Origin of the sequence: Streptomyces antimicrobicus (assembly GCF_020532625.1) — a bacterium.
GTDB classification, from domain to species: domain Bacteria; phylum Actinomycetota; class Actinomycetes; order Streptomycetales; family Streptomycetaceae; genus Streptomyces; species Streptomyces antimicrobicus.
Window position 1 is genome coordinate 1 of record NZ_JAJAUY010000221.1, and the last position, 6,007, is coordinate 6,007.

Annotated in this window: 3 protein-coding genes; 2 read left to right on the forward strand and 1 reads right to left on the reverse strand. The window is 76.2% G+C overall.

What is annotated here, in order from left to right; genetic code table 11:
* Nucleotides 1-566 precede the first annotated feature (566 nt).
* Complete coding sequence (locus LG632_RS29235; RefSeq protein WP_226730917.1) at nucleotides 567-1,907, reverse strand: SWIM zinc finger family protein; 1,341 nt, start codon at nucleotides 1,905-1,907, stop codon at nucleotides 567-569.
* A 140-nt stretch (nucleotides 1,908-2,047) separates the two neighbouring features.
* Between LG632_RS29235 and LG632_RS29240 the strand changes: the two genes are divergently transcribed.
* Nucleotides 2,048-3,148 (forward strand): ATP-binding protein, encoded by a 1,101-nt coding sequence (locus tag LG632_RS29240; protein ID WP_226730919.1) that lies wholly within the window; start codon nucleotides 2,048-2,050, stop codon nucleotides 3,146-3,148.
* Nucleotides 3,145-5,970, forward strand: coding sequence for a DUF5682 family protein (locus tag LG632_RS29245; RefSeq protein ID WP_374203632.1), 2,826 nt, complete (start codon nucleotides 3,145-3,147; stop codon nucleotides 5,968-5,970). The genes LG632_RS29240 and LG632_RS29245 overlap by 4 nt, the downstream gene beginning before the upstream one ends.
* Nucleotides 5,971-6,007 lie beyond the last annotated feature (37 nt).

A 6,007-nucleotide genomic window follows, 5' to 3' on the forward strand; every position in this document is an offset into this window, starting at 1 on the left:
TCGGCCGCCCGCAGCCCCGCCCGCCGCCGTACCGTCTGTACGGCCGCCTCGTCCAGCAGCGCCCCGGGGGCGCCACCGCTTCGCCGATCGGTGCCCAGCAGCGCGGCGCCGACCAGGTCCTCCCAGTCCCCGTTCACCGAAATCCCCTCCCGAGTGGTGTGGTGCGCTCCGGTCCCGTCCCCTCCACGGGACCGGAGCAGTCGTGGTGTTCCGGGCGTACGGCCCGGCTCAAGTGGCGTGGTTGTCGGCCACGGGCCCCCGTCTGGTTCGATGGGTCGAGCCGTGATCAGCCCGTTCGATCAGGCCGTCCAGTCAGCTCGTCGGTCGTCTCGTTCGATCAGCTCGTTCCACAGGTCGCCGTCAGGTCGAGTCCTCAGGTCGAGTCCTCAGGTCGAGTCCTCAGGTCGAGCGCTCAGGCCGTGCGGGCAGGTCGTGCAGGCAGGCCGTGCGGGCAGGTCGTGCAGACAGGCGGTGCGGGCAAGCCGTGCAGGCAGCCCGAGCCACCGGTTCGAGCCACCGGCTCGACTCCCCTTCAAGCCGCAGTTCGTCGCCCTCGCCCCCGAAGGTCAGTTCAGCGATATCGGCTCGGCCGTCTCCGGCTGCCAGGCCGTCAGGGGAGTGAATCCGCGGTGTCCGCACTCGCCGAACACCGTCACCGGGCCCCCGCCCGACAGCGCGGCCAGCTGCCACAGGCCCGACCGCGACCGGGAACCGGCCGAGGCCACCGGCAGGGCGTCCTTGCCGTCCGCGTCCGCCAGTTGCCAGCCGTGCTCGCCCGGTATCGGCACCACCGGGCCCAGTACCACCGGCCAGGACTCCAGCCACGGGTCCTCCCGCAGGGCCGCCCCGTACGCGTCCAGGGCCGCGCCCGTGGAGACGCCGTCCGGGATCCGTGCGTGCGGGGCGGGCGCGGCGAACCGTTCGCCGAGGTCTGCCCGAAGCCCCGCCGAACCCGGCCGGAAGCGGGCCTCCGCGTCCAGGACCAGACCCACCGGCAGCGACAGCGCCGGTGGCCGCCCGGGCGGGCCGAAGTCCAGCACCAGGGCGGGGCGTCCGCCGTCCAGGCCGTGCAGCCAGACCCGGCGCGTGGTCAGCTTGCCGTCGGGCGAGACCGTGTCGTACTGGGCGAGCACCAGCCAGCGGTCCCGGACCGCCGCCCCCTCCGCCGTGCCCGGCAGGCCCACCCGGGTCCGTACCGTCGCGGCCAGCGGCTCCGGCAGGGCGTGCACGCCCAGCCAGGCCCGGTCCAGCAGGTGCAGCAGCGCGCACTCCTCCAGCATCCGGGCGGGCCAGCCCGCGCCGGAGCTCGGTATCGTGCCCAACTCCCGCACCCGCGCCGCCAGTCCCGGAGCCTGGGCGTCGACCATCCGGGCCGCGGTCTCCTCCCACCAGCCGTACCCCGTCTGCTCCTGCCCGGCCAGGCCGCGGCGCAGCAGATCGGTCAGGCGCTGTTCGAGCTCGGACACGCCCGCCCCGATCCGCTCGGCCCGCCGCTGCGCCCGCTTGCGGGCGGCCTCGGCGTCGGCCGGTCCGGTCGGCCGCCCGGCCGCCGGCGCCGCGGCCTTCGCCGCCCGGGCGGCGAGCCACTCGCCGGCCCAGTCCGGCGCCTCGGCCGGCGCGCCCAGACCCTCGGCCGCCCACAGCAGCAACAGCCCGAGCGCGTGCTTGCACGGGAACTTCCGGCTCGGGCACGAGCACTTGTACGCCGGGCCCGTCAGGTCCACGACCGTCCGGTACGGCGTCCTGCCGCTGCCCTTGCACAACCCCCACACCCCACCGGAAGCGGAACCTCCGGTCTGCGACCACGGACCCGCCCCGCCCAGCTTGGCCCCCGCCTTGCGCGACGCGTCGTCAGGAGCCAGAGCCAGTACCTGTTCCGCCGTCCAGCGGACCCCCTGCTCAGTCATGGAAACCACCGTAGGGTCCCGCTCTGACAATGGCTCTGACCTGCAACAACGGGATGAACGAGGGGTGTTGTCAGTGGCGTGGTGCACGGTGGTTGCCAGCAGTCGGGAACGGCTGCCGAGCCTGGAGGGGGAGCGTCACCATGTCCGAGACCACCACGCGCACCGAAGCGCTGCGACCGCACGCCGAAGACGCCTTCGCGCACGAACTGAAAGCCCTGGCGGCCAACGACGACCGGCCCCGCCCGGCCCGCTGGAAGCTCTCGCCGTGGGCCGTCGCCACGTACCTGCTGGGCGGCACCCTCGCCGACGGCACGGTGATCACCCCCAAGTACGTGGGTCCGCGCCGGATCGTCGAGGTCGCCGTCACCACCCTGGCCACGGACCGGGCCCTGCTCCTGCTCGGCGTCCCCGGCACCGCCAAGACCTGGGTGTCCGAGCACCTGGCCGCCGCCGTCAGCGGGGACTCCACACTGCTGGTCCAGGGCACCGCGGGCACCCCCGAGGAGGCCATCCGCTACGGGTGGAACTACGCCCGGCTGCTCGCCCACGGCCCCAGCCGCGACGCCCTGGTGCCCAGCCCGGTCATGCGGGCCATGGCCGAGGGCATGACCGCCCGCGTCGAGGAGCTCACCCGTATCCCCGCCGACGTCCAGGACACCCTCATCACGGTCCTGAGCGAGAAGACCCTGCCCATACCGGAGCTCGGCGAGGAAGTGCAGGCCGTGCGCGGCTTCAACCTCATCGCCACCGCCAACGACCGCGACCGCGGCGTCAACGAGCTCTCCAGCGCCCTGCGCCGCCGCTTCAACACCGTGGTGCTGCCGCTGCCCGAGAGCGTCGACGCCGAGGTCGACATCGTCGCCCGCCGCGTCGACCAGATGGGCCGCGCCCTGGAGCTGCCCGCCGCGCCCGAGGGCCTCGACGAGATCCGGCGCGTGGTCACGGTCTTCCGCGAGCTGCGCGACGGCGTCACCGACGACGGCCGGACCAAGGTGAAGTCGCCCAGCGGCACCCTGTCGACCGCCGAGGCCATCTCGGTCGTCACCAACGGCCTGGCCCTGGCAGCCCACTTCGGCGACGGCGTGCTGCGCCCCTCGGACGTGGCCGCGGGCATCCTCGGCGCCGTCGTGCGGGACCCGGCCGCCGACCGTGTGGTGTGGCAGGAGTACCTAGAGGCCGTCGTACGGGAGCGGGACGGCTGGAAGGACTTCTACCGCGCCTGCCGGGAGGTGACGGCATGACCCCGGCCGCCACCACCAGGACCCCACGAGCCGCGGAGACCCCGACGGCCCCGAAAGCTGGGAAGGACCCGAAGGCTGTGAAGGGTCCGACGGCTGTGAAGGGCCCGACGGCTTTGAAGGGCCCGACGGCTGCGGCGGGCCCGAGCGCATCGAGGGCTCCGGCGGCCTCGCGTGCGAGCGGGGACGGCGGGCCGCTGCTGCTCGGCGTACGGCACCACGGGCCCGGTTCGGCCCGGGCGGTCCGGGCCGCGCTGGAGGCGGCGCGCCCGGCGGCGGTGCTGATCGAGGGGCCGCCCGAGGGGGACGCGCTGCTGCCGCTGGCAGCCGATCCGGACATGCGTCCGCCGGTCGCGCTGCTCGCCCACGCCGCCGACGACCCGGGCCGCGCCGCGTTCTGGCCGCTGGCCGAGTTCTCGCCCGAATGGGTCGCCCTGCGCTGGGCCCAGGAGGCGGGGGTGCCCGTCCGGTTCATCGACCTGCCGGCCGCCCACAGCCTGGCCGGCGCGGGAGAGCCGGCCGACCCGGCGGAGCCCGGGGGGAGCCGGTCCGACGGCGACACGGGCGACGGCGGCGCGGGCGAGGGCGGCGCGGGCGAGGGCGCCACGGACGACGGGGGCTCCGCCGAGGAGCAGATACGGGTGGACCCGCTGGCGGTGCTGGCGGAGACGGCCGGGTACGACGACCCCGAGCGCTGGTGGGAGGACGTCGTCGAGCACCGGACCGGCGCAACGGGCGATCCGCTGGCCGCCTTCGAGGCGCTCGGCGAGGCCATGGCCGCGCTGCGCGAGGCGTACGGCGACGGCGGGCACCACCGGGACCTGGTCCGCGAGGCCCACATGCGCCAGCGCATGCGGGCCGCGCGCCGAGAGTTCGGGGACGGCTACGCCGTGGTCTGCGGGGCCTGGCACGTCCCGGCGCTGCGCAAGCGGACGACGGTGGCCGCCGACAAGGCGCTGCTGGCGGGCCTGCCCAAGGTGAAGGTGGAGACCACGTGGGTGCCGTGGACCCACCGCCGGCTGGCCCGGGCCGGCGGCTACGGCGCGGGCATCGCCTCACCCGGCTGGTACGGGCACCTGTTCGCCGCTCCCGACCGGCCCGTGGAGCGGTGGCTGACCAAGGTCGCCGGGCTGCTGCGCGCCGAGGACCGGCAGGTCTCCTCCGCCCACGTCATCGAGGCGGTGCGGCTGGCCGAGACGCTGGCCGCCGTCCGCGGCCGGCCCCTGCCGGGCCTCACCGAGACCCTGGAGGCGGTGCGGGCGGTGATGTGCGACGGCTCCGACGTGCCGCTGGCGCTCGTCGAGGACCGGCTCGTCGTCGGGGACGCGCTGGGCGAGGTGCCGGACGCCGCGCCGGTCGTCCCGCTCCAACGGGACCTGACTCGGCAGCAGCGTTCGCTGCGGCTCAAGGCCGAGGCGCAGGAACGGGAGCTGGAGCTCGACCTGCGCAAGGACACCGACGCGGCCAAGAGCCGGCTGCTGCACCGGCTGCGGCTGTTGGGCGTCGACTGGGGCTCGCCGACGGCCTCGCGCAGCAGCACGGGCACGTTCCGCGAGACCTGGCGGCTGCGGTGGGAGCCGGAGCTGTCGGTGCGGGTGGCCGAGGCCGGCATATGGGGGACGACGGTGGAGGCCGCGGCCACCGCCAAGGCCGAGGCGGACGCGGCCGGGGCCACGGAGCTGGGCGAGGTGACCTCGCTCGCCGAGCGGTGCCTGCTGGCCGGGCTGTCCGGCGCCCTGCCGGCGGTCCTGCGGGCGCTCGCCGACCGCGCCGCCCTCGACACGGACGTGGCCCGGCTGGCGAAGGCGCTGCCCGCGCTGGCGCGGTCGCTGCGCTACGGGGACGTCCGGGGCACGGACACGGCCGCCCTGGGCACCGTCGCGGCGGGCCTGGCCGAACGCATATGCGTGGGCCTGCCCCCCGCCTGCATCGGCCTCGACGCCGACGCGGCGGCTGAGCTCCGCACCCACGTGGACGCGGTCCACTCGGCGATATCCCTGCTCACGGAGGCGGAGGCGGAAGCCGCGGCCCATGCCGACGCTGGAGCGGGGGCCCATGCCCAGCCTGGGGCGGGGGCCCAAGCCGGGGCCGGGGCGGGAACCCAAGCCGAGGCCGGGGTCGGAGCCGGGGTCGCCGCCGGCGCCGAGGCCGGAGTCGGAGCCATCGTCGGGGCCGACACCGGGCCTGACGAGGCTCATGCCGGAGCCGTAGGGGTCGCCGGGTCCGCTCCCGTCGGCGCCGGGGCTGGGGCCGGGGCTGGCGGCGTAGCTGGTGCTGGCGCCGGTGGGGTCGGTGGAGGGTTGTGGGGGCGGTGGGGTGGGGTGTTGCTCGGGCTTGCCGGGCGGGACACCGTGCCCGGCGGGATACGCGGGCGGGCCGCGCGGCTGCTGCTGGACGACGGACGGCTGGAGCCCGGGGAGACCGCCCGTCTGATGGGCCTGGCGCTGTCCCCGGCGGCGGCGCCCGCCGACGCGGCCGGCTGGATCGAGGGCTTCGTCGGCGGAGCCGCCGGTGGCGGCACGCTGCTGGTCCACGACGAGCGACTGCTCGGCCTGATCGACACGTGGCTGAGCGGTGTGCCGGCGGGGGCGTTCACCGACGTCCTGCCGTTGCTGCGGCGCACGTTCGCGGCGTACGAGCCGGGGGTGCGGCGCACCCTGGGCGAACTGGTCCGCCGGGGTCCCGGCGGCGCCGGCGCCGCGGCAGCCCGTACGGCCGCCGCGACGGAGGGCTTCGCCCCGGACCTGGACCCCGCCCGCGCCGCCGCGGTGGAGCCCTTGGTCCGCCTCCTCCTGACGGCCGCGGACAGCCCCGTCCCGGCCTGAGGGCCGGATGCCGGACCCGGGCCTCGCCCACGGCGGC